The organism is Paracoccus seriniphilus (assembly GCF_028553745.1).
GTDB classification, from domain to species: Bacteria; Pseudomonadota; Alphaproteobacteria; order Rhodobacterales; family Rhodobacteraceae; genus Paracoccus; species Paracoccus seriniphilus.
Genome location: NZ_CP067132.1, coordinates 44,968 through 68,554 on the forward strand (window position 1 = coordinate 44,968; position 23,587 = coordinate 68,554).

General features: G+C 60.5%; 24 protein-coding genes. 5 read left to right on the top strand and 19 right to left on the bottom strand.

Features of this window, described 5'->3' with window-relative positions; genetic code table 11:
* Window positions 1–15 precede the first annotated feature (15 nt).
* From JHW44_RS18665 to JHW44_RS18710, 10 genes are all read right to left on the bottom strand, one after another.
* The gene (locus JHW44_RS18665; RefSeq protein WP_089344020.1) at window positions 16–768 is read right to left on the bottom strand and encodes an SDR family NAD(P)-dependent oxidoreductase; all 753 of its coding nucleotides are present in this window, start codon (window positions 766–768) and stop codon (window positions 16–18) included.
* Complete coding sequence (locus JHW44_RS18670; RefSeq protein WP_089344021.1) at window positions 765–1,871, bottom strand: ABC transporter ATP-binding protein; 1,107 nt, start codon at window positions 1,869–1,871, stop codon at window positions 765–767. The genes JHW44_RS18665 and JHW44_RS18670 overlap by 4 nt, the downstream gene beginning before the upstream one ends.
* Before the next feature lie 12 nt (window positions 1,872–1,883).
* On the bottom strand, window positions 1,884–2,786 hold the full coding sequence (locus JHW44_RS18675; RefSeq protein ID WP_089344022.1) for a carbohydrate ABC transporter permease: 903 nt from the start codon (window positions 2,784–2,786) through the stop codon (window positions 1,884–1,886).
* Window positions 2,779–3,696, bottom strand: coding sequence for a carbohydrate ABC transporter permease (locus JHW44_RS18680; protein WP_089344023.1), 918 nt, complete (start codon window positions 3,694–3,696; stop codon window positions 2,779–2,781). The genes JHW44_RS18675 and JHW44_RS18680 overlap by 8 nt, the downstream gene beginning before the upstream one ends.
* 63 nt (window positions 3,697–3,759) lie before the next feature.
* Window positions 3,760–5,031 (bottom strand): ABC transporter substrate-binding protein, encoded by a 1,272-nt coding sequence (locus JHW44_RS18685; protein WP_089344024.1) that lies wholly within the window; start codon window positions 5,029–5,031, stop codon window positions 3,760–3,762.
* 35 nt (window positions 5,032–5,066) lie between these two features.
* Window positions 5,067–5,819, bottom strand: coding sequence for an SDR family oxidoreductase (locus JHW44_RS18690; RefSeq protein ID WP_089344025.1), 753 nt, complete (start codon window positions 5,817–5,819; stop codon window positions 5,067–5,069).
* Between the two features lie 54 nt (window positions 5,820–5,873).
* Window positions 5,874–6,623, bottom strand: coding sequence for an SDR family NAD(P)-dependent oxidoreductase (locus tag JHW44_RS18695; protein ID WP_089344026.1), 750 nt, complete (start codon window positions 6,621–6,623; stop codon window positions 5,874–5,876).
* Window positions 6,620–7,483, bottom strand: a complete 864-nt coding sequence (locus tag JHW44_RS18700; RefSeq protein WP_089344027.1) for a fumarylacetoacetate hydrolase family protein — start codon at window positions 7,481–7,483, stop codon at window positions 6,620–6,622. The genes JHW44_RS18695 and JHW44_RS18700 overlap by 4 nt, the downstream gene beginning before the upstream one ends.
* A gap of 4 nt (window positions 7,484–7,487) precedes the next feature.
* Window positions 7,488–8,792, bottom strand: coding sequence for a phosphopyruvate hydratase (gene eno / locus JHW44_RS18705; protein WP_089344028.1), 1,305 nt, complete (start codon window positions 8,790–8,792; stop codon window positions 7,488–7,490).
* Window positions 8,789–9,763, bottom strand: coding sequence for a phosphotransferase family protein (locus tag JHW44_RS18710; RefSeq protein WP_179217687.1), 975 nt, complete (start codon window positions 9,761–9,763; stop codon window positions 8,789–8,791). Before JHW44_RS18710 ends, eno begins: the two co-directional genes overlap by 4 nt.
* Window positions 9,764–9,950: 187 nt before the next feature.
* Between JHW44_RS18710 and JHW44_RS18715 the strand changes: the two genes are divergently transcribed.
* Window positions 9,951–10,943, top strand: a complete 993-nt coding sequence (locus tag JHW44_RS18715; protein ID WP_089344030.1) for a LacI family DNA-binding transcriptional regulator — start codon at window positions 9,951–9,953, stop codon at window positions 10,941–10,943.
* Here the strand turns inward: JHW44_RS18715 and JHW44_RS18720 are convergent.
* The 7 genes from JHW44_RS18720 to JHW44_RS18750 all read right to left on the bottom strand — a co-directional run bounded on the left by JHW44_RS18720 (window position 10,892) and on the right by JHW44_RS18750 (window position 18,015).
* Entirely contained in the window at window positions 10,892–12,412 is a 1,521-nt protein-coding gene (locus tag JHW44_RS18720; RefSeq protein ID WP_089344031.1) for a tripartite tricarboxylate transporter permease, read from the bottom strand. The genes JHW44_RS18715 and JHW44_RS18720 overlap by 52 nt on opposite strands.
* Before the next feature lie 18 nt (window positions 12,413–12,430).
* The gene (locus tag JHW44_RS18725; protein ID WP_143811448.1) at window positions 12,431–12,913 is read right to left on the bottom strand and encodes a tripartite tricarboxylate transporter TctB family protein; all 483 of its coding nucleotides are present in this window, start codon (window positions 12,911–12,913) and stop codon (window positions 12,431–12,433) included.
* A 60-nt stretch (window positions 12,914–12,973) separates the two neighbouring features.
* The gene (locus JHW44_RS18730) at window positions 12,974–13,942 is read right to left on the bottom strand and encodes a Bug family tripartite tricarboxylate transporter substrate binding protein (RefSeq protein WP_089344184.1); all 969 of its coding nucleotides are present in this window, start codon (window positions 13,940–13,942) and stop codon (window positions 12,974–12,976) included.
* A 252-nt stretch (window positions 13,943–14,194) separates the two neighbouring features.
* A complete protein-coding gene (locus JHW44_RS18735) occupies window positions 14,195–15,505 on the bottom strand; it encodes a TRAP transporter large permease (RefSeq protein ID WP_089344033.1) in 1,311 nt (436 codons plus the stop codon).
* Window positions 15,502–15,993 carry a TRAP transporter small permease gene (locus JHW44_RS18740; protein ID WP_089344034.1) on the bottom strand — a complete coding sequence of 164 codons (492 nt, stop codon included), beginning with the start codon at window positions 15,991–15,993 and terminating at the stop codon, window positions 15,502–15,504. The genes JHW44_RS18735 and JHW44_RS18740 overlap by 4 nt, the downstream gene beginning before the upstream one ends.
* A 96-nt stretch (window positions 15,994–16,089) precedes the next feature.
* Window positions 16,090–17,091, bottom strand: a complete 1,002-nt coding sequence (locus tag JHW44_RS18745) for a TRAP transporter substrate-binding protein (RefSeq protein WP_089344185.1) — start codon at window positions 17,089–17,091, stop codon at window positions 16,090–16,092.
* 180 nt (window positions 17,092–17,271) lie between these two features.
* Entirely contained in the window at window positions 17,272–18,015 is a 744-nt protein-coding gene (locus tag JHW44_RS18750; protein WP_089344035.1) for an SDR family NAD(P)-dependent oxidoreductase, read from the bottom strand.
* 191 nt (window positions 18,016–18,206) lie between these two features.
* Here JHW44_RS18750 and JHW44_RS18755 point away from each other — a divergent pair, with 191 nt between their 5' ends.
* Window positions 18,207–18,899: a GntR family transcriptional regulator gene (locus tag JHW44_RS18755; protein ID WP_089344036.1), complete on the top strand. Its 693-nt coding sequence runs from the start codon at window positions 18,207–18,209 to the stop codon at window positions 18,897–18,899.
* Window positions 18,900–18,966: 67 nt separating this feature from the next.
* Window positions 18,967–19,590, top strand: coding sequence for a nucleoside triphosphate hydrolase (locus tag JHW44_RS18760; protein ID WP_089344037.1), 624 nt, complete (start codon window positions 18,967–18,969; stop codon window positions 19,588–19,590).
* Between the two features lie 63 nt (window positions 19,591–19,653).
* Here JHW44_RS18760 and rsgA read toward each other — a convergent pair whose 3' ends face one another.
* Entirely contained in the window at window positions 19,654–20,685 is a 1,032-nt protein-coding gene (gene rsgA / locus JHW44_RS18765; protein ID WP_245847020.1) for a ribosome small subunit-dependent GTPase A, read from the bottom strand.
* A 229-nt stretch (window positions 20,686–20,914) separates the two neighbouring features.
* Window positions 20,915–21,205 carry a hypothetical protein gene (locus tag JHW44_RS18770; RefSeq protein WP_272850370.1) on the bottom strand — a complete coding sequence of 97 codons (291 nt, stop codon included), beginning with the start codon at window positions 21,203–21,205 and terminating at the stop codon, window positions 20,915–20,917.
* A gap of 624 nt (window positions 21,206–21,829) precedes the next feature.
* Here JHW44_RS18770 and JHW44_RS18775 point away from each other — a divergent pair.
* Window positions 21,830–23,146 carry an NAD(P)/FAD-dependent oxidoreductase gene (locus JHW44_RS18775; protein WP_089344040.1) on the top strand — a complete coding sequence of 439 codons (1,317 nt, stop codon included), beginning with the start codon at window positions 21,830–21,832 and terminating at the stop codon, window positions 23,144–23,146.
* Window positions 23,147–23,158: 12 nt separating this feature from the next.
* Entirely contained in the window at window positions 23,159–23,512 is a 354-nt protein-coding gene (locus tag JHW44_RS18780) for a DUF5368 domain-containing protein (RefSeq protein ID WP_089344041.1), read from the top strand.
* Window positions 23,513–23,587: the final 75 nt, after the last annotated feature.

The window sequence follows — 23,587 nt, forward strand, 5'->3', positions numbered from 1 at the left end:
GGGACCGTTCCTCCGTCACGACCAGCCGGCATCGACGATGACGGTCTGGTTGGTGACGGCCCTTGCGCTGTCTGAAGCCAGCATGACCACCACGGCGGCCACATCCTCGGGCTGGATGAAATCCTGCAGGCATTGGCGGGACAGAACCTCGGCCTCGAATTCGGGCGTGACCCATTTCTCTACCTGACGTTGCGTGCGCACGAAGCCGGGCAGAACACAGTTCACGCGGATTCCGTGGCGGCCAAGGCTGCGCGCCAGCCCATGGCTCAGCCCCTCTATGGCGGCCTTGGCGGTGACATAGGCCGGTGCGTCATCAAGCCCGACGCGCCATGCGATCGAGCCCATATTGATGATCACGCCGCGCCCGGCCTGACGCATGGCCGGGATGACGGCCTGGGCACAGAAGAAATGATGGTCCAGATTTACCGCCAGACGGTCACGCCAGTATTGCGGGCTGACATCCTCGATCCGGTGGCGGTCGTCATGGGCGGCATTGTTGATCAGAATGTCAAAGGCGCCATCGCGCGCCGCCGCGTCAAACGCGGGGGCGATCATTTCAGGGTGCGAAAGATCCAGAGGCACGAATTGCGCCAGAGGTGACAAGTCCTGCTCCAATGCCTGACCGGCCGTTTCGTTGATATCGAAAAAGCTCACCCGGGCGTTCTGTGCGCAAAAGGCCCGCACGATGGCTGCGCCAATGCCGGATGCGCCGCCGGTCACGGCAACATCTTTGCCCGCCAGATCGGGGAAAATGGGCTGTTGGGTCACAGGCGCACCTCGGTCTTTGGATCGAAAAGGCAGACGCGGTCGATGTCGATTTCGAAACAGGCTTCCTCGTTCACCCGCGGGGCCTCATCCGGTTCGCAGGTCAGAACCACGGGCTGATCGGCAATCCGGCCCATGAGAATGGTCTCCGAGCCGGTTGGTTCCAGCATGTCGATCGCGGCAGTGACCGGCACCGACCGAATGGCCTTGCGTTCGGCCCGGCGGGCGGCGACGGGGCTGAAATGTTCGGGACGAATTCCCAGCACGACCCGGCTTCCCGCCGGGGGCGGTGCGGCCCCGTCTGGCAAGGGCAGCATGACATCCCCCGGACCGTCCAGACGCAGCATCGCCTCGTCTTGCGGTTCGGTGACGACAGCGGTCAGGAAATTCATCGTCGGCGACCCCATGAAACCCGCAACGAACATATTGGCCGGGCGTCGGTATATCTCGTCCGGCGTATCATATTGTTGCAGAATGCCCTTGTTCATCACCGCGATGCGGGTGGCCAGGGTCATCGCCTCGATCTGGTCATGTGTCACATAAACTGTCGTTTTGCCAACGGCTTGATGCAGTTTCTTGATCTCGCTTCGCATCTCGATGCGCAGCTTGGCATCCAGGTTCGACAAGGGTTCGTCAAAAAGGAACATCTTGGGGTCGCGCACCAGCGCGCGGCCCATGGCGACCCTCTGGCGCTGGCCACCCGACAGCTGGCCGGGCTTGCGGTTCAGCAGCGGTGTGATCTGCAGCATCGCCGCCACACGTTCGATCTCGCGGTCCTGCTCGGCCTTGGGAATGCCGCGACATTCCATGCCGAAACTCATGTTCTGGCGAACGCTCATGGTCGGGTAGAGCGCGTAGCTTTGAAACACCATGGCGATGTCGCGGTCCTTGGGGGCTTCGTCATTGACCAGATGTCCGTCGATACGGATTTCGCCCGAGGTGACGCTTTCCAGCCCTGCGATCATGGACAGAAGGGTTGATTTTCCGCAGCCCGATGGCCCGACCAGCGCGACGAATTCACCCGAGCGTGCCGAGAGGTTGATATTCTTCAGGACCTCGACCGCCCCAAAGCTTTTGCGCAGATCGCTGATTTCCAATGTGGACATGTGATGGCTTCCTTACTTGACCGCGCCTTGGGTCAATCCGCGGACAAAATACTTGCCGCCGACCAGATAGATGAACAGGGGGGGCAGGGCGGCCATGATGACCGAGGCGGCCTCGACATTGTAATGCCGCTCGCCCGTGCCCGACCCCGAGAAGGCGACGATGGCCGAGGTGATCGGCTGGTTCGCGCCCGAGGTGAAGACCGTGCCAAAGAGGAACTCGTTCCAGATGCCGGTGAACTGCCAGATGACCGTCACGATCAGGATCGGCGGCGACAAGGGCAGGATGATCCGGCGGAAAATGCGCCAGAACCCGGCACCGTCGATGCGCGCGGCCTTGATCAGATCATCGGGGACGTTCAGGAAATAATTGCGGCAGAACAGAGTCGTGAAGGACACGCCCTGCACCGTATGGACCAGCACCAGTCCCGCGATCGTGTTTGACAGGCCCAGCTTGCCCAGCACGAAGGCCCAGGGCAGCAGGGTCATCTGTGCGGGCAGAAACACCCCCAGCGTGATGACACCAAAGACCCAGGCATCGCCGCGAAAACGCCATTTCGACAGCACATAGCCGTTCACCAGACCGAGTGCCGTTGACAATGCGGTGGCAGGCACCGTCATCAGCAGAGAATTGATGAAATAGCGCGAGACGCCCTCGCAGGTTCCGCCGATGCAAAAGCTGGACCAGGCCTCTCCCCAATGGCTCAGGGACATGGTGCCGGGCCATGAAATGAACCCCTGACGCACGATCTCGTCCAGTGGGCGCAGCGTGTTGAGAAAGATGATCAGCGCCGGCAGCAGATAGATCGCGGCAAACAACGTCAGAACGCCATAGATCATGACGCGGGCGCGGATTCTGCGGTTCGCGCCGCCCGTGGCCAGAGGATCGAATTCCTGTCTCTGGATCGTGTCAGCCATGATCTGCGCCCTCTTTCCGTTGCCGCCAGGACGACCAGACCGCATAGGGGATCAGCACGCAGACCAGCCCCAGCAGGATCATCACGGCTGCGGCCGCGCCTTCGGCGATTTGTCCGCGCTGGAACATCAGGTCATAGACGACGATGGCCGGAACGGTTGTCGCCACACCCGGTCCGCCCTGTGTCAGCGCCACCACAAGGTCATAGGTCTTGATCGCGAATTGCAGCAGCACCACCGCAACGGCGACAAAGATGGGCCAGATCGTGGGCAGGATGACGCGCCGATAGATGCGCGGCATCGAGGCTCCGTCAATCTGGGCGGCCTTGACCAGATCGCTGTCGACCGAGCGCAGCCCGGCCAGGATCAGCGCCATGGCAAAGCCGGATGCGTGCCAGATGGCGGTGAACACGACCACATACAGCGCCATGTCCCGATCGCTGATCCAGTCGAATTTCGCGCTGATCCAGCCCAGATCCTTCAGGGCCAGTTCGACACCGGTCTGCGGGTGAAAGATCCAGCGCCAGACCGTCCCCGTCACGATGAAGGACACGGCCAGGGGATAAAGGAAAATCGTGCGCCAGACGGCCTCGAAGCGGACGCGCTGGTCGATCAGAATGGCCAGCAGGGTGCCCATCATCAGCGCACCGACAACGTAAAGCGTGCCGAAGACGAACAGATTGGTAAAGGCGACCGTCCAGCGCTTTGACTGCCACAGCGTCAGATAGGCATCAAAGCCCGAAAAGCTCATGTTTGGCAGCAATGTCGATTGCGACAGCGAGATCCAGATCGTCCAGAGTGAAAACATCACGACATAGATCACTGCTGCCAGAACGGTTGGCACCAGCACCAGTTGCGGAGTCAGATTGGCGATACGACGATGGATCGGCGCACGGGCCCGTTCGGGCGTCATGGCGTATATCCTTTCTGTAGGGCAGGGAATGTCCGGCCGACTACGCGGCCGGACAATGGCTGCTTACATCTGCAACTCGACAGCATCGGCCAGCTGGTTGGCGGCCTCTTCGGGCGTGATCGAGTCATCGGCGACGAATTCGGTGATGACTTCCATCATCGCGCCGCGGAATTTCTGCAGCACCGTCATGTTGTGCGCCATGGACCGCACCAGGGTGCCTTCCTCGACCGAGGCCTGCAGATCCTTCAGGCTTTTCTGCTGGCACTGTGTGAAGCCACCCTTGGACAGATCGACATCGGTGCGCGATGGGATCGAGCCTTTGGCCACATTGAAGGTGACCTGAAATTCCGGCGACATGATGGTCTTGGCCAGCAGCTTTTGCCCTTCGACATAGTCGGGGTCACTTTGCTTGAACATCACGACGGAATCAGCATTCAGGATATAACCGGTGCCGCCCCAATCGACCGGCGTCTGGTCGCACAGATAGTCCACGCCCTCCTTGAATCCAGCCAGATTGGCCGATGCAACCGTCCAGTCTCCCATCAGGAAAAAGGCGGCCTCTCCGGTCATGGTCATGGTCATCGACTGTTCCCATGATCGGCCATTGATGCCGTCATCCATATAGCCGACCATCTTGCGCAGTTGCGCGAAGGCGTCGATCATCCCCTGGCTGCGCATTGCCTCGATATCGGCCTCCTGAAAGGCCTTGCGATACAGGTCGATATCCATGCCATAAACGACGCTGTCGAATGTGGTCGTATCGGACCAGTCGGCCGCGCCATGGGCAATGCAGGTCTTGCCGGCGGCCACGACCTTGTCGCAGGCGGCGTTGAATTCTTCCCAGGTCCTGGGAACCTCGATCTCCAGTTCGTCCAGCAGTTTCTTCGAACTGTACAGCCAGTTCACGCGGTGGATATTCATCGGCACCGCGACCCAATGGCCGGTGGGTTTCATGACCGAGATCAGTTCCGGGGCCACGACATCATCCCAGCCTTCGGCGGTAGCCAGTTCGTCCAGGTTTGCGGTCTGGCCAGTGCTGTTCCATTCGATGATCTCGGGGCCTTTCAACTGCACCGCCGCCGGTGCATTGCCCGCCACCACATCCGAACGCAGCTTGGCCAGCGTGTTCGAGGTATGACCCGAAATCGCGGTCTGTTCCCAGATGCCGCCCGCGGCCTCATACATCTCGCCCAGCTTGGCAATGGCAGCGGCCTCGGACCCCTGTGCCCATTGGTGCATCATATTGGTCCTTGGCTCGGCCATCAGCGGTGCGGCGCTGGCGGTCAAGACCGCCAATGCGCTGAGGCCAAGATTGATTGTTCTGGTTTTTTTCATGTCTTCCTCCCTGATCTTCCTGTTGAACGACGGCCCTAGATCGTGATCCCCCCGTCGATGCAAAGCGTCTGCCCGTTGATCGCGGCGGCTTCATCGCTGGCAAGCATGGCCACCAGCGCCGCGACCTCCTCGGGCTGGGTAAAACGGCCCGCCGGTTGCCGGTCGGTAAAGAATTTCAATGCCGCTTCCCGGCTGCCAAGGGTGGGGATCAGCTCTTCGATGCGGGCGCGCAGCGAGGGCGTGTCCACGGTGCCGGGACAGACCGCGTTGAAGCGGACGCCCTGCGCCAGATAATCGGCGGCGCATCCCTTGATCAGCCCGATCACCCCGCCCTTCGCGGCGGAATAGGCGGCCCGGCGCGGAAAGCCCCGCAAGGATGAGGCGACCGAGGCAATGGCAATCACGCTGCCGCCATGTTCGGTCATGCGCGGCACGGCTTGCGACAGCAGCAGATAGGCGCTGTCCAGCGTGATCAGCATGCTCTTGCGCCAGTCTTCGGGGCTGCATTCCTCGATATTGCCCTGATGCACCCAGCCAGCCGCAGGAACGACAATGTCGATGCGCGGATGATCGGCCAGCCAGGCCGAAATGGCACCGGCGTCGCTGGCATCGACCGTCGCGGTCGAAGCCACGTCCAGATCGGCCAGCAGATCGCCATCGATGTCGCTGGCGTGGACAATGGCGCCCTCGGCGGCCAGCCGTTCGGCCACCGCGCGCCCGATTCCCTGACCCGCTGCGGTGACAATCGCCACACGCCCCGCCAGTCGGCCCTGTTCAGCGACACTCATGCGGCACCTCCGGTTTTCAGAAATGGTTGCGGTATGAACTTGCGCATGCTCACCTCAGTAGGTTGCCCGACCGCCCGACAGATCGAAGGCTGCGCCGGTGGTGAAGGAGTTTTCGGCCGAGGCCATCCACAGGACCATATTCGCGACCTCTTCCACGGTGACGAAACGTCCACGAGGGATCTTGCTCATCATGTAATCGATGAATTCCTGCGAGACTTGTTCGAGGATGCGTGTCCGGGCCGTGGCCGGGGTAATGCAGTTCACTGCGATGTCATGCTGGGCCATCTCCTTTCCCAGCGACTTGGTCATCGCAATGACGGCCGCTTTCGAGGCCGAATAGGCCGAGGCGTTGGGATTGCCTTCCTTGCCCGCGATCGAGGCGATATTCACGATCCGCCCGTAGTTGCGCGCGACCATGCCGGGAATGACCGCGCGGCAGGTATGGAATGTCCCATCGACATTCACGGCCTGAACCTTGCGCCACATCTCGACCGGATATTCTGCCAGCGGCGCCGACGGACCAGCAATGCCAGCGCTGTTGATCAGCACATCGACGCGCCCGAACGTCTCTTCGCTGGACTTCTGCGCGGCCAGAACGCTGTCCAGATCGCTGACATCGGTCTGCACCATCAGAACGCGGTCTGCGGGCAGGGTGGCAACCCGGTCTTCGGCTGCGCTGACATCCATGTCCCAGATCGCGACCCGGGCACCCGATTCAACCAGCCGCGCCGCGACGGCGGCGCCGATCCCGTTTGCCCCGCCGGTGACAACCGCCACGCGATCCCTGAAATCATAGCTGTTCATGGGCGCCCCCCGGAGGTCTCGACAACGGCCTGCCGCTGTTCGCCCAGTCCTTGGATGGAGAGGCGCACCTCATCGCCCGGTTTCAGCCAGACCGGCGGCTTCATTCCTGCACCCACGCCCGGAGGCGTGCCGGTGCAGATCAGATCACCGGGCTCCAGCTGGCAGAATTCGCTCATGTAAGAGACGATGGTCGGCACGTCGAAGATCATTTTCGCGGTCGAGCCGCTCTGCATGCGTTGACCATTCACATCCAGGGTCATGTCCAGATCATTGAAATCGCCAACCTCATCGGGCGTGACCAGCATCGGACCGGTGGGGCAGAAATTGGGATAGCTCTTGCCCTTGACCCATTGGCCGCCGCGCTCCAGCTGCCATGCCCGTTCGGACAGATCATTGACCAGCACGAAACCGGCAACATGCTCCATCGCCTCTTCGCGGGTGATGTTCAGCGCCGCCGTCCCGATCACGATGCCCAGTTCGACCTCCCAGTCCAGCTTGGTCATTCTGGGTGAATACAGGATCGGGTCATTCGGCCCGCAATAGGTCGCCGATGATTTGTTGAACAGGATCGGTTCCGAGGGGATGTCCATGCCGGCTTCGGCGGCGTGATCGGAATAATTCAGCCCGATGCACCAGATATTGCGTGGCTGCGCGACAGGTGGCGCAATGCGTTTCCCATCGGCACTGACGGCGGGCAATGATGAAGGATCCGTCGCTTTCAGTGTCTCGATCAGCGCCGCTGACAATGTTGTCGGCGTGAAATCCGCGACAATGCTGCTGACATCGCGCAATGTGCCGCCGGCATCCAGAATACAGGGTGTCTTCGCCTCGTCACGGTTGCCCAGTCGCATCAGTTTCATTCTGTCATTCTCCGTTTTGTTGCCAGGCAGAGCCCAGAGGGGCACCGCCGACGAATGTTCCGGCATCGGGATCTTCGGCGATCCGCAGCACCTCGTTCCATTTGGCCATCCTCTCGGATCGAGTCATGGAGCCGACTTTCAACTGCCCGGCCCCCAGCCCTACGGACATATGCGCGATAGAGACATCCTCGGTTTCCCCCGAGCGGGCCGAGACGATGCAGCGATAGCCAGCCTTGTCGGCGGCCTGCATCGTGGCCAGGCTTTCGCTGACGGTGCCGGCCTGATTGACCTTGATCAGCACCGCATTGCAGGCCTCGTCCTGCGCCGCCTGTTCCAGCAATGCCGCATTGGTCACAAGATAGTCGTCGCCGATGATCTGCAAGCGATCGGAGAAGTGCCGGGTGAATTCGGTCATTCCCGCGACATCATCCTCGGCCAGCGGATCCTCGATAGAGGCGATGGCATAGCTGTCGATCCAGCGCGACAGCAGCGCGATCATCCCGTCGGTATCCATCTGGTTCTGATCCAGCGCCAGACGATAACGGCCATTCTGCCCGAATTCCGAGGCAGCGATATCCAACGAGATCACGACGCCTTTGCCCGGTGTTTCGCCAGCCAGTTCGATGGCGCGCGTCAGGGTTTCCAGCGCCTGTTCATTGCTGTCGAAGGCGGGCCACCAGCCGCCCTCATCCGCCACGCCCGAACGGCGGCCCTGTTGCGCCATCAGGGATCCGGCAGCGGCATGAATTTCCGCGCTGATGTCCAGCGCTTCGGCGAAATCGGCAGCGCCGGGCACCATGACCATGAAATCCTGAATGTCGACGCGACGGCCCGCATGGGCACCACCGCCGAATATCTGGATCTCGGGCAGGGGGATCGAGGGTTTGCGGCCTGTCACCTGTGCCAGGTGCCGCCACAAAGGCACGCCCTGCTGATTGGCCGCCGCATGCATCAGCGCCAGCGAGGTGGCCACGATGGCATTGCCCCCCAACCGGGATTTCAGCGGCGTTCCATCAAGTTCGATCATGGTTTGATCAAGGGCTTGTTGGTCGCGCACATCGCGCCCCAGCAAGGCAGGGGCCAGGGTTTCGTCAATGGCGGCAATGGCGCGGGTGACATCCATGCCGCCCAGCCTGTCGCCGCCGTCACGCAGGTCCAGCGCCTCGCGGCTGCCCCGTGACGCCCCCGCCGGGGCGATGGCGCGCCCCACGGCACCTCCGGCCAGAGTCACTTCGGTTTCGATCGTCGGGCGGCCCCGGCTGTCCCAGACGCGGCGGGCGCGGATTGAGGAGATGTCAGTTTCGGTCATGGCTCTTTTCGGTTCGAGTTAAAGGCGGCAATGATCCCGGTCAGTCGCGATGGCGGGTTCCGCACCAAGGGCAGGGCGATGTGCCGCACGGCCTGCCGTCCGGCGTCGTCCAGATATTCGACGGGCGATTTCCCATCGACGCGGGCCAGGAACAGAGCTGGCAACAGCGCGGCGACACGCTCTTCGAGGGCTGCGGGATCCTCCCAATCGACATGCTGCAGATAGGTGTCGCGAAATGCCTCCAACTGGGCCAGCAGGTCTTCGCGCCGGTCGGGCAGATGCACCGCCTTCAGCAACAGATGGTTCAGGCAGAAGGCCACATCGAAACAGGGATCGCCCATGGTGGCGCATTCGGCATCCAGAATGACGGGCTGACCGTCGCGCAGCATGATGTTCTTGGGACTGACATCGCCATGCACCAGCACACCATCCGCCCTGTAGAGCGCATCGGCCAGTTGACGCAGCCGGACCTCAAGTTCGGGATATTTCGTCGCGGTGAACAGCAGATAGGGTTCAATCCGCAGCGCCCGGAAATCATCGCGGTTGGCAAAGGATGTTGCATCGAAGCCGGGCCGGGCCGAGGCGCTGTGGATCGCACCCAGCAGTCGGGCGACGGCTGCGGCCTCTCCGCGATCGGGCTGCCCGGTCAGCAGGGCATCCTTCCATAGATAGGTCTCATCGCCGGTCAGATATTCCATGGCAAAGCCGTTCATTTCTTCGGATCGGCCATAGAGCTGCGGTGCATTCCGGGGCGCGATGCGGCCGGCACAGGACAGCCATTCATATTCCGCCCTGTTGCGGTGAACGGGGGCCAGCCATTCTTCCTGAACGCGCAACTTGGCGAGGGCGAATTTCGCGCAGATGCGCAGATCGCCGACCTGAACCTCGGCGATGTCCGAGGCAACACCACCGGTCAGCGGGCGCACCAATGTGACCTGATCTGCGCGCCCAAGATTCAGCGCTTCGACCAATGCGATGCATCGTTCCCTTAGCTGCAAGAGTCAGTTCCTTACTTGAGTGTTCACGTGAACATTAAGTGTTGCGCAAAGTGGCTGTCAACGCTTTACTTGTAAAAATCATGCGGCAGGGCCGCGATGGGCTTGCAACTGCAAACAGGGCGACGCACAGGCAGGCCAAGCAAAAGCGGGAGAACATGCCGTGGCAAAACGCATCACGATCAAATCGATCGCCCAGGATCTTGGAATTTCACATATGACGGTGTCCCGGGCACTGTCGAACAATCCCAATGTCAGCAAGGCAACCCGTGATGCGATTCTGGCCCGCGCCAATGAACTGGGCTATGTCAAAAGCGCGGCGGCCAGCGCCATGCGCGGCGATACGACGCGGATTGTCGGGTTGTTGCTGCCCAATATTGTCAATGAATTCTACGCGCGCTTTGCCAATACGCTGGCCACGGCTTGCGGTCAGAACGGGCTGCATCTGATCATCCATCTGACCAATGACGATCCGCAGGCCGAAGATCGGGCCATCGCCCGCCTGCGTGAGGTGCAGGCCATGGCCGTGGTCATGGTGCCTTCGCCCGGGGGCGGTGACCTGGGTGCCGCGCATCTGCGTGCGATGAAGGTGGTGCAACTGATCCGGCAGCGCCCCTCGATCCGGCAGGCCGCTGCAGTGCTGGTGAATGACAGGGATGCCATTGCGCAGGCGGTCGTGCGTCTGGCTCAGCTGGGGCATCGCTCGATCGGATATATCGGCGCAGATGCCGGTCTGTCCTCGGGGCGCAATCGTCTTGCGGCCTTCCAGCAGGGTCTGGCAACGGCAGGTATACCGGTGACATCAGAACATATGCACACTGGCGCGCCATCCTTTGCCATGGGGCGCGATCACGCACGACAGCTTTTCGCATCCGAGGGTGCCACGGCGATCCTTTGCGGCGGGTTCGAAATTTCGAATGGTGCGCTGAATGCCTTCATGGAGTTGCCCGAGGCGCAGCGCAGCCAGACCGCCTTTGTCGGCTATGGTGATCCGTCCTTCTATACCTGGATCAATGGCGGGCTGTCGACGATCCGCGTTCCCGTGGACCGTCTGGCCCATCAGACCCTTGCAGTGTTGACCGATCCCGATCCCGCCGATGAGGCCTATTTCAACTTTGGTGCCGAATTCGTCGATCGAGGCTTGCCACGGGCATAGGCCCGACGCGCCATGACCATGCGGATCAGCGGATAAAGGAATGTCGCGACGGTCAGAACGCCCAGAACCGCCGCAATCGGGCGTTCAAAGAAAGCCAGCAGATTTCCATCGGCCTTGATCATCGAGGTCACGAAGTGCTTTTCCACCATTGGTCCCAGAACCAGCCCCAGGATCGCCGGTGCCAGCGGGATCTCGTTCTCCTCCATGATGTAGCCGGCAATGCCGAAGGCCAGCATGATTCCCACGCCCATGACGGAATTGTTGATCGAATAGGATCCGACGATGCAGAACAGCAGAATGATCGGCATCAGAATGCGGGTTGGCGAGGACAGCAGGAATCCGGCAGCGTGAATGGCCAGCCAGCCGATGGGCAGCATCAGCAGATTGGCCAGCACGAAAATCATGAAGATGGCATAGACCATCTCTGGTTGATGGAGGAAGATCATCGGGCCGGGATTGAGCCCCTTGACGAACATCACCCCGATGACGATTGCGGTGATCGTGTCGCCGGGAATGCCGAACACCAGCGCGGGGATCCAGGCCCCGGACACGGCAGCGTTGTTCGAGGCTCCGGCCTCGACCAGGCCTTCGGGATGGCCGGTTCCGAATTTTTCCGGCTCACGCGAGAATTTCTTGGAGATCGCATAGGACACCCAGGCAGCGATATCCGCGCCCGCCCCGGGCAAGGCCCCGATCACGGTGCCAAGTGATGCGCCACGCAGCGCCTGAAGCGGGTATTTCATCAGGTTGCTGATCTGAGACAGGAATATCGGGCCGCTGACCCGGACCTGGCGCGATTGTGCGGCGGGCTTGGTATAGGATCTGATGATCTCGGCCACGGCAAAGATCCCGATCATGGCCGGCACGAATTGCACCCCGGCCAGAAGTTCGACCGAACCAAAGGTATAGCGCGCGGCACCGGTGGGGTTGTTCTGGCCCACCATCGAAACGGCCAGCCCGATGAACAGGGACACCAGCCCCAGCAATGGTTGGCTGGATGAAACAAAGACTGCGCTGGACAGGCCCAGAAGCACCAGCCAGAAATATTCGAAAGAGGAAAACTTCAGTGCCACTTCGGCCAGTTGCGGGGCCATCAGGCTCAGCACGATCGTGCCCAGGATGCCGCCAATCGCCGAAAACACCAGACAGGCGCCAAGAGCTTCATTGGCCTTGCCGCGCCGGTTCAACGCATAGCTATCCTCGACATAGGCGGCCGAGGCCGGGGTGCCCGGCATCCGCATCAGAGTTCCGGCAATATCCCCCGCAAATATCGCCATGCCCGTCGCTGCCACGATAGAGGCCACGGCGGGAACGGGATCCATGAAGAATGTGACCGGCACCAGCAGCGCGGTCGCCATCGAGGCCGTCAGACCGGGAATGGCCCCGATGAACATGCCGAAAAAACCGGCGCCCAGAACCGCCAGCAGGACGTCGGGGCGCATTACGATGCCAAGCGCTTCGAAAAGCATGTCGGATCCTCTTCCTTGTCAGCGCGGAATGATGTGCCAGATCAGTGTCTCGACCGGACCGATCGGCAGGGGCACCAGCAAGAAGCGGCTGAAGACCACATAGATCAGCAGAGAGGCCAGAACCGAAATGATCAGCGCGATCACGGGCGCAACCCTGCCCAGCCACATCAGGATGAACAGCAAGATCACGGCAACAGGCACAAAGCCCAGCCGGTCGGCCAGCAGGATATAGGCCACCACGCCAAGCAGCGAGGCAAGCGCCCCCCAGCCAGCACGGCCCGTGGGCGGCACGATCAATTGAAACAGGCTGCCGCCACGAATGGCCCATGACTGCACGAACAGCGCCAGCCCCAGCAGCAGACCCATCATGCCGATCAGGAAGGGCATGGTGCCGGCGCCATATTTCTGCCCGGGCAGGGCAGGGTAGTCATGGGAGGAAATGATCAGCGCCACCCCGCCAAGCATGACCATCAGCGCAATCGCTAGCCTGTTGATTTTCATGGGTATCACATATCGCGGCTGGAAAGGGGTGCCGGCGACAATCCTGCCGCCGGCGGGCGGTCATTTTGCAAGACCTGCGGCTTCGAGGATCTTGCCAAAGTCCTCGTCGGACTGCGCGATGAAGGCCACGGCATCATCGCTGCCCAACCAGGTCGCGCCCAATCCGCGTTCCTTCATGAAGTCCTGATATTCGTCTGAATTGAAGGCGGTTTCCACGGCTTCGGTCAGGCGCGCGCGCACATCATCGGGCAGACCCTTGGGCGCCATAACGCCACGCCATGAACTCAGCGTCCAGTCAACGCCGGATTCCTTCAGCGTCGGAACGTCAGGATAGGCGGGATTGCGTTCATCGCCCATGCTCGCCAGGGGCTTGATACGCCCGGCGTCGATCATCGAACTGCCTTCGGGCAGCGAGGCGGTCACAAAGTCCAGGCTGCCCGCCACCATCTCGGTGATGGCCGAGGCCGAACCTTCGCTGGGAACCCATTTGACGTGATCGGCCCCCTTGCCCAATGCCATCGTCCAGCCCGCCATGGCAACATGCCAGATGCCGCCCTGGCCGGTGCCCGAAGCAGAGAGCGTGCCGGGTTCGGCTGCGGAAATCGCGGCGTTCAGTTCCTCGATGGTGGTATAGTCGCTGTCGGTCGGCACCATGACCCCGGCGGCGTCCTGGTTCACCAATGCGATGACATCGTAATCCTTGTAGGTCAGATCGGTCAGGCCCTGCCAATGCATCATGGTGACCTCGACGGTGCCAAGACCGATAGTGTAGCCATCGGGATCGGCCGTGGCGATCGCGGAATGGCCGACAACGCCCGAACCACCGGTCCGGTTGACGACATTGACGGGTTGTCCAAGGTCTTCCTGCATCACCGATGCCAGAATCCGCGCCACGGCGTCGGTGCCTCCCCCGGCACCCCATGGCACGATGAACTGGATCGGCCGATCAGGATATTCGGCCATCGCAGGCGCTGCGGCCAGCACCCCGGCAGAGAGCGCGGCGGCGAGTCCGGTTGCAAGTCTGATCATGTTGGTTCCCCCCATTTTGATTCAGTCTGTCTTGATTTGCGTCCTGCGAATTTCTGTTTGGCAGGACCAGAAATGCCAATAGTTCACGTGAACATCTGGCAGAGCGGGTTTCGGCTGTCAAGCTGTCGCCGTCCCGGTGGCCGACGGCTGCGCGCCTTCCTGTTGTGGCGCAACCGCAGGATTCGTCTGTCAGGATCTCTGTTGTCCGGGCCGGATTCCGGATGTCATGTCGGTGTCAGACCTCCTTCAGGTTTACGGGAAAGTGCCGGGCATCAATGTCCGGGGCAGCCACAGGGCCAGATCCGGGAAGACGATGACCAGGATGAGGATCAGCAGCATGGGCACCAGAATGATGACCACATCCCGCATGACCTGCACGACATTCATGCCCCCGATGGCTGCCGATATCAGCAGGCATAAGCCATAGGGTGGCGTGACCAGTCCGAAGGCCAGCGAGATGATCCCGATGATTGCAAAGACGACAGGGTGGATGTCCGCGGCATTGGCGACCGGCAGCAGGACTGTGCCCAGAATGATGATCGTCGGAATGGCATCGATGAACAGGCCGAAGAACAGGAACAGCGCGGCAATCACCAGCGCGGTGCCAAAGCTGCCGAACTCCATCGCCGTCATGAAGCCGACAATCAGGCGAGGCACCTGGAAAAAGGCCAGCATCCAGCCAAAGGCCGACGCTGTACCGATGGCAAACAGCGAAATCGCGGCAAAGCGCCCCGTGTCGTAAAAGACATGCCCCAGATCGCGGATGCTTACGGTGCGATAGACGAACATGCCCAGAAACAGCGCATAGGCGGCGGCGATGATGGCGCTTTCGGTCGGGGTCACGATGCCGCCGACGATGCCGCCAACCACAAGAACCGGGGTCAACAGCGCCAGAAACGAGCCGCGGATCGCCTGCCACAGGTCCAGCAGGGTCGGGCGGCCCTCGGTGGGATAGTCATAGACCCTGGCATAGCCATAGACCGTGCACATCAGTGCCAGTCCGATCATCAGTCCCGGAATTGCGCCGGCCAGGAACAAGGCGCCGACCGAAACCTGCATGACGCCTCCCCAGACGACCATCAGGATGCTGGGCGGAATGATGACCCCCATCACGGATGAGCAGGCTGTCAGGGCAATCGCGAAACGCCGGTCATAGCCTTCCTTGACCATGGCCGGGATCAGGATCTTTCCACAGCCCGCCGCATCTGCGGTCGAGGACCCGGAAATACCGGCAAACAGCATCGAGACGGCGACATTCACATGGCCCAGCCCGCCCGGCATCCAGCCGGTCAGAACGCGCGCCAGCTGAATCAGCCGATCGGTGATCTTGCCCGAATTCATCAGGTTCGCGGCCAGCAGAAAGAAGGGAACGGCCAGCAGGATGAAGGAATTGTAGGATTGGAACATCCGGTCCAGGACGATGAAGGGCGTCAGCCGCAGGTCCATCACGACCAGAGGAACCGTTGCGATGCCCAGGGCAAAGGCAACCGGCACCCGGATCAGCACCAGAAAGATGAAGCTGCCCACCAGAATGGCGCAGGCCAGCGCGGTTGAAACGATCATGATGTCACCTTGGTGCTGTCGCGGTAGACGCCGATGACCTGTTTCAGCCGTACCAGTGCAAAGACGGCCCAGACCGCCCCGGCCAGCGGAACGGAAACAAAGGTTACCAGCTTGTTGGCGCGCATCATGGTGGAATGCTGCAGCGCTCCGAATTTTGCGTATTCGATGCCATACCAGGCAAAGACCAGTGCGAAGGCAATGATCAGGACCAGAACCACACCCTTTTGCAGCAATATGCCCAAGGGGCTGGTGGCATCGGGCAGAACCTGCACATCAAAATGCGTGCCATCCCAGACCGCGACCATCGAGCCGATCATCACGATCCAGACAAAGATGAAGGTCGCAAGCTCTTCGGTCCACAGATAGACTGGCAGGAAACCGGAATATCGCGCAATCACCTGCATGCCGACCGGGATTGCCAGGGCTGCAACCAGCACCCCCAAAGTGACTCTCAGACAGTTGCAAAACGTGTCGATCGCCTTTTCCATCGTCTTTCGCCTTATATGGGGAGCAGACCAGTCACCGGCCGCAGCCGTCCCCTGTCCAGAGGATTTGCGTGAACAGGGGGGCTGTCCGGCCGGGGCTTACTTGGCGCGGATTGCTTCCAGCAGTTCCGTCGCGCCCAACTCGGCGGCATAAGCGTCCTGAACCGGTGCGACCATCTCCAGCAGTTGCTCGCGATTGGCAAATTCATGCACGGTCAGCTGGCCGGCATCGACCATTTCCTGCAGCTTTTGCCCGTCTTCGCGGGATTCCAGCTCGCGTCCGAATGCACCGGCTTCGACGCCAGCCTTCAGAACGGCCTGTTGCAGCGGATCGGGCAGCTTGCGGAAGGTCTTGCCGCTCATGACGATGGGCCGCACCGTAATGGCATGTTTGGTCAGGGTGACATGGGGGGCGACTTCGTAGAACTTGAGGTTCTGGATGCTGGCCGCTTCGTTTTCGAACCCAGCGATCACGCCGGTCTGGATGGCGTTATAGACCTCGTTGTAGGCAATCGCCGAGGGTGCTGCCGTCAGCGCCGAGAAGATCTGTGCCTGTATCGGGGCACCCATGACACGCATCTTGAAACCTGCCAGCTGTTCCAGATTCTCTATGGGCTCCTTCGAGATCACATTGCGCACGCCGCCGCCGGTATAGCCGATCACCATGATGTCTGCCTTTTCGAGCAGTTCATCTTCAAGCGGCTTCAGGACATCGCTGGACAGCGTGGCTTCCCAGTGGTCCTGATCGCGAAACAGGAAGGGCATGTCCATCAACGGTATCGAGGGCGCAAAGGTGGCCATGTTCGAAGGTGCCATGATCGTATAATCGATCGCCACACCTTGCTGCAGGAATGTGACGTAATCGGCTTCGACACCCAGTTCGCCATTCAGGCGGAGGTCAAAGACCACATCGCCGTCATAATATTCATCGACCAGTTCGGCGAATTTTTCCATGGTCTTGGTAAAGGCATGCTGTTCATCGAACATGCTGGCACCGCGAAGGGTGATCTCCTGCGCCGAAACTGCGGTCGTGCCCGCCATGCAAAGGCCGACCAATGTGGCCGCGCGTGTCAGATTCCTTGCCGATTTGAAGATTGTCATATGTTCCTCCCTGAAACATGTCGCTGGCGCGAAATGCATTCGTCACCATTTGTGGAAGGGGCAGGGCACATGTCCTTGGCGGATCGTTGTTGATATGTCCTGCCACCCGGATTGCCGTTCGGATCATCGGCATTCAGTCGCGGAACCGGTCTCTCCTCCCGGTTCCACCCCTTGCAGGTCCTAGCTGAACAGGACGCCGCCATTGATGTCGACATTCACGCCGGTCATGAAGGATGATTCTTCCGAGGCCAGGAACGCGACAAGATTGGCGATGTCTTCAGGGCGTCCCTGACGCTTGACCGGGGCCGAGGCCTCAAAGCCTCTTCTGGCTTCATCCTTGGTGTGGATGTTGTGAAAATCGGTATCGACCATGCCGGGGCACAGCGCATTGACGCGGATATCAGGGCCAAGCTCCTTGGCCAGCCCGCGCGTCATGGTCATGACCGCGCCTTTCGACGTGGCATAGGCCACCGATCCCGGTCCACCGCCGTCGCGACCTGCCTGGCTGGCCAGATTGACGATGGCACCGGTTTTCATATGCGGCAGCACCGCCTGGGTCATCATGAAGACGCTGGTCAGGTTCAGATCCATCACCGCCTGCCAATGCGACAATGGCATTTCCGCTATGGTCTTGCGCGCGATCATGCCGCCCGAATTATTGACCAGGATCTCGATGCTGCCGAAACGTTCCACTGCGGCCCCGACCAGCGCGTCCACACCGTCCTGCGCACTCAGATCAGCCTGCAGGGCAATCGCATTGCCGCCCGCTTCGGTGATCTGGGCAACCGTGGCATCGGCGCCATCGCTGCTGGCGAAATAGCTGATGACGACATTCGCGCCTTCTTGGGCCAACCTAATGGCGCAGGCGCGCCCAATGTCGCGACCGCCACCGGTCACAATCGCTGTCTTGCCGCCCAGTTTCATATGACTTCCCTTTTCCCTGTGCTCCGGATGGAACCCCACCCGAATCGCTCCTCGTCAAACTGGTATACTAGTAATTGAACTGGAATACTAGTCTTTCTTGCATCTTCCATGCTATGGCTGGGGCAGCGGTTGGCTTGCTGGAATTCTTGAGTCCAAGCGCCTATATGTTCGCGACTTTAGAGGATGATGGCATGGAGCAGCTGAAACTGACCGGTGAGCGACGAACCAGTGTCGACGAGATTTTCGAGTATCTGCATGAAGAAATCGTCACGCTGAACCTGCGCCCCGGAGACAAGATTTCCGAAGCCGAGATCGCGGCCAAATTCGGCGTGTCGCGCCAGCCGGTGCGCGACGCATTCAGCCGTCTGTCCAACCTTGACCTGCTGCTGATCCGCCCTCAGCGCGCAACCGAGGTCAAACGCTTTTCGGCCAAGGCAATCCGGAAATCGCGTTTCGTGCGTGCCGCAGTCGAGGCCGAAGTGCTGCGCCGCGCCGCAGCGCTTTGCACCGATGAGGATGCCCGGCTGCTGGATCAGGCCCTGGCGGAACAGCGCAATGCCATGGAGGCAGGTGATTTCGAGACCTTCGGCAATCTGGACTATGCGTTTCACCACCGGCTGTGTCAGATCGCGCAAACCGAATTCGCCTTTGACATCATCTCGACCGAAAAGGCCAAGGTGGATCGGTTGTGCATGCTTGGATTGTCCAAGGAGAACCGGATGCCGCAATTGCTGCGGGACCACCAGGCCATTGCCGATGCGGTCAAGGATGGCGACAGCGAAAGGGCGGTCAAGGCCGCGATGCATCATCTGTCGCGACTGGATTCCACCATCGCCGAAATCTCTGCAACCAACGCCAGCTATTTTGACCACGAGGTCGATTGACCCCGCCCTTCAGTCGCAGCGCTCACAGCTCTGCAAGGGCGTAACGGTTCGAGTGAATGTCCATAGAATGTCAGATATATCGTCCACAATCAAAGAGCTGTCCGATCATCTTGACAATCTGTATGAACAGTCCGGGCGGCATGTCGTCGCCATAGCAGGTGCGCCCGCCAGCGGGAAGTCCACGCTGGCCGAACGTCTGGCCTCGCATCTGAATAGGATGGGCCGCGCCGCCCGTGTTGTGCCAATGGACGGTTTTCATCTGGACAATGCCATCCTTGAAAGGCGTGGCATTCTGGACCGAAAGGGATCTCCGGACAGTTTTGATTCTTGCGGTTTTCTTCATCTTGTCAAAAGATTGAAGAAAGAAACTGATGTGGTTTATCCGATTTTTGACCGCAGCCTTGATCTCTCCATTGCCGGGGCAGGCCATCTTGACGCGGATTGCCGCACGGTAATCGTTGAAGGCAACTACCTGCTGTATGATGCGCCGGTCTGGCGTGATCTGGCGAACTGTTGGGATCTCTCTGTCTTTGTCGATGTCGATCCCGAGATCCTGAAATCCCGGCTGATAGATCGCTGGCTGTCATTCGGGCTTACGCCCGCTCAGGCCATTCGCCGCGCCGAGGGCAATGACATGCCGAATGCCCGGCTGATCCAGCAATACCGACTGCCCGCGGATCTGATCCTTTAAGTCTTGTGCTGCCGGTTTCGACGCTGCGCGAAGCAGGGGCCTCGCGCACGACATTCAGGCGATTCAGCGGCGCTTTCCGGCAGGCTTCATGATCTTGTTGCCGCGCGGGCCTGTTGCGACCGGGGTATTGCTGCGGTTTTCGTCGGCCAGTTTGCGCCAGCGCTCCAGCCGCGCGGGATCCACGGTTTCCGCCGCAATGGCGGCCTGAACCGCACAGCCCGGTTCATGGTCATGGGTGCAGTCATTGAAGCGGCAATGGGGCGCCAGTTCCGAGATTTCCGCAAAGACCATGTCCAGCCCGCTGGAGATGTCGCTCATGTGCAGGGTGCGCATGCCCGGCGTGTCGATCACCCATCCACCACCCTTGATCGGATGCAGTGAGCGTGAGGTGGTCGTGTGCCGGCCCTTGGCGTCATCCTCGCGTATGCTGCCTGTCGGCTGGGCTTCATCGCCTTGCTTGGAGGTCAGGGTGTTCAGCAGGGTCGATTTTCCGACGCCAGAAGAACCGACAAGCGCGACGGTCTGCCCGGTTCCACACCAGGGGGCCAGAACTTGCGCGGCCTCGGGCGACCTGGCGTTGACCCGAACCACCTGCAGCCCGGGCTGCAGGGCAGCCGCCTGATCGGCAAAGGGCTGGGGGTCTGCGGTCTTGTCTATCTTGGTCAGCACGATCACCGGCTTGGTTCCGGCCTCATTCGCGAGCGCCAGATAGCGTTCAAGCCGGGCCGGATTGAAGTCATCATTGCATGAGGTGACAATGAACAGCGTGTCGACATTCGCCGCGATCAACTGCTGAAAACGCGCGCCCTCTGTCCGGCGCTGCAGCAAGGCCTGCCTGTCCAGCCGGCGCACCAGAAGCCGCGTCTCGGGGTCAATGAGAATCCAGTCCCCGACCGCAAAATCCGTCGTCTTGACCTGTGGCGGCAGGGTTGGCCGCAAGGGGCCGACAACGCTTTGGGCCGTCAACTTGGCGCGATGCACGGTCGCCACGCGCGCCGGCATCAACCCTTTCTCGTCCGGGGCGATCTGGTCGCGGAAAAACTCTGACCATCCTAGCGGTGCCAGCAAGGGCGATGTTGTATCTGTATGTGTCACATTTGCCTGAATGGCCGTGACATCGTATCGGTGCAAGCCCTTTTGAGGCCCGGAGGTCGCTTTCCTGAAAAACGCTGCGTGCTTTCGAAGACAGGATACCCTCGAAAATCCTGCCGCGCGGCTTTGACATGGTCGCACGGGTGACGGGTATGGAAAGCAGCAGGATCGGCACAACGCCGACAAGTGATGTCACCCCAATCCTGCCGCCAATGTGGGGGTGCGCCCATGGCTACCCTTTGACAGCCCGCGCTTCCGGAGCAAAATCTCTTGCTTGAAAGCGATATCCCATGCCCCCTGTCAATATGCGAGAATTCCGATTGGCGTTGTCACGGCCTTTGAAGAGGCTGTCATCGGCAATATCGTTGGATGCCAGAAAATGGTCCGCCCAGAGTTGGGGTGGATAGAAACCATCCCGTGCCAGATGAAGCGTCATGCAGATGAATTCCTTGCGGCGCTCGGCAAGAAGTTCCTTCATCCGGGTTGCGGCCAGATGGTCCACATCAATCGCATATCTGAACATGCCTCGGGACACTTCGTCGGGCAATGGTGCGCATCCGATCAGGCAATCGACGGATCTCAGGATCCCCTCGCAGGAGATGACCCCGTAGCAGAGGCGATCAAAAAGGCTGTAGAATTCATGGGCCGTATCCGCAAGACCAAGGTCATCCTGTTTGCAGGCACATCGATGGACCAAGGTAGCTGCATTGGGATAAATGCACTCTCCGTCGCATGTGATGCTCGGGACAAGGTCAGCTTGGCTTCTCGTATCTGTGGATATCATGCATCACCGTCGGACTTGCGTAATCAACGTAAGGGATAAAAATATCAGGAACATTACAACTAATGCGTGTGTAGATGACACCGAAAATTGGGCCTTACGTGCAGTTATTGGGCATCCATGCAGGGATTTGACCGGATTCTGGCCCTAGGCTGACTTTCTGTCAGCGCGTGATCGATGGGGCGGGGTGGCGCATCTTGCGATCCCATCTCACCATGACATGTTTCAGGCGCAGGCTTGATTTTTGATCGCCACAGCGCAAGGTTTTCAAATGCCTTGCCGTTTCAGCAAGCCTCTTGTTGCTGCGGCCAGGGCTATTCCTGCACCGTGCCGCAAGGTTCGGTGGAAAGCCGAGGAGCATTTCCCATGAATGGCAAACCAGAATTCAATACGTCCCGCAGATCCTTCATGGGACTTGTGGCCGGGGGGCTGGCGACAGCCGCCGCGGTCCGTCCCGGACAGGCCCAAAAGATCGCCACAAAGGCGCGCATCGTCATCATCGGCGCGGGGGCGGCGGGCACATCATTGGCCAATCGGCTGGTCGAGCGGCTGGAGGGCGCGGATATCACCATTCTCGATCCCAGCGCCGAGCATCTGTATCAGCCGGGGCTGTCTCTGGTGGCCGCGGGGTTGAAACCGGCCTCATACACGCAGTCACAGACCGCCGACTGGTTGCCCGAGGGTGTCAGGCTGATCACGCTGGCCGCCGCGGCGGTAGACCCCCTGGCAAGAACCGTCGATCTGACGGATGGTCAGACGATCCCCTATGATTTCCTTGTTGTTGCCCCCGGTCTGGTTCTGGACCATGACGCGATCGAAGGGTTCTCGCTGGATCTGGTCGGCACTGGCGGCATCGGTGCGCTATATGCCGGTCCGCTTTACGCGGCCAGAACATGGGAGGCGGCGTCGAAATTCAGCGAAGAGGGTGGTGTCGGTGTGTTTACCCGCCCGGCGACCGAAATGAAATGCGCGGGCGCGCCGCTGAAACATACCTTTCTGATCGAGGATATCGCCACCCGGACCGCCGGGGCGGGCAAGCACAAGATGCATTATGCCGCGCATGACAACACGTTGTTCGGGGTGCCCATCGTTTCTGAAAAGGTCCGCATGCTGTTTCAGGATCGCGGGATCACGCCACATTACAGCCATGTTCTGAAGGCAGTGGACCCTGGGCGCAAGCTGGCCAGATTTGCCACGCCGCAGGGCGAGACCGAAATGGAATATGACTATCTGCATGTCATCCCACCCCAACGCGCCCCGGATTTCGTGCGCCAGTCGGGGCTGAGCTGGGCAAACAAATGGACCGATCAGGGCTGGGTCGAGGTCGACATGCAGAACCTGCGCCATTTGCGCTACCCGGAGATATTTGCCCTGGGAGATGTCGCCGGCGTGCCCAAGGGCAAGACGGCGGCCTCGGTGAAATGGCAGGTGCCGGTGGTCGAGGATCATCTGATTGCCGCCATCGAAGGGGGCGAGGGAACCGCCATCTATGATGGCTATACCTCATGTCCGTTGATCACGCGGGTCGGTCGGGCGATGCTGGTCGAATTCGACTATCACAACAATCTGACCCCGTCCTTCCCCGGTGTGATCGCGCCGCTGGAAGAGCTTTGGATCAGCTGGTTGATGAAAGAGGTGGCGCTGAAGGCCACCTATAACGCCATGCTGCGCGGCAAGGCCTGAGGAGGGATCATCATGGAACAACTGACACCCGAAACGATGATCGCCGTTTTTGAGGAGATTTTTGGCCGGACCTTGTTCTGGATCATGGTCGCCGCAGCGGTTCTTGTCACAATTGCCTATCTGTATGTTCTGATCCGGGATCGCTCGATGTCGATGCGAAAATTCCTGCTGGCACAATTGTCCATGCCATTCGGTGCCGTGGCTGCGGTGGTCTTTGTCATGGCGATGACGCATTCGCATCTGCGCGATATCGGTGGACCCATCGATGTGATCGTTCTGCTGGGGATAGCGGCGATGGGCGCGGTCGGTGCGGCCATTCTGGTTTATACCGTGCAGTCGCTGTTTCGTGGGGGAAAGCATTCGTGACGCGACATCGACATGCATGATTCCGTGATGACAGGGCAGGATGTGGCCGAATGCCAGCGAAAGGAATGATGTCCG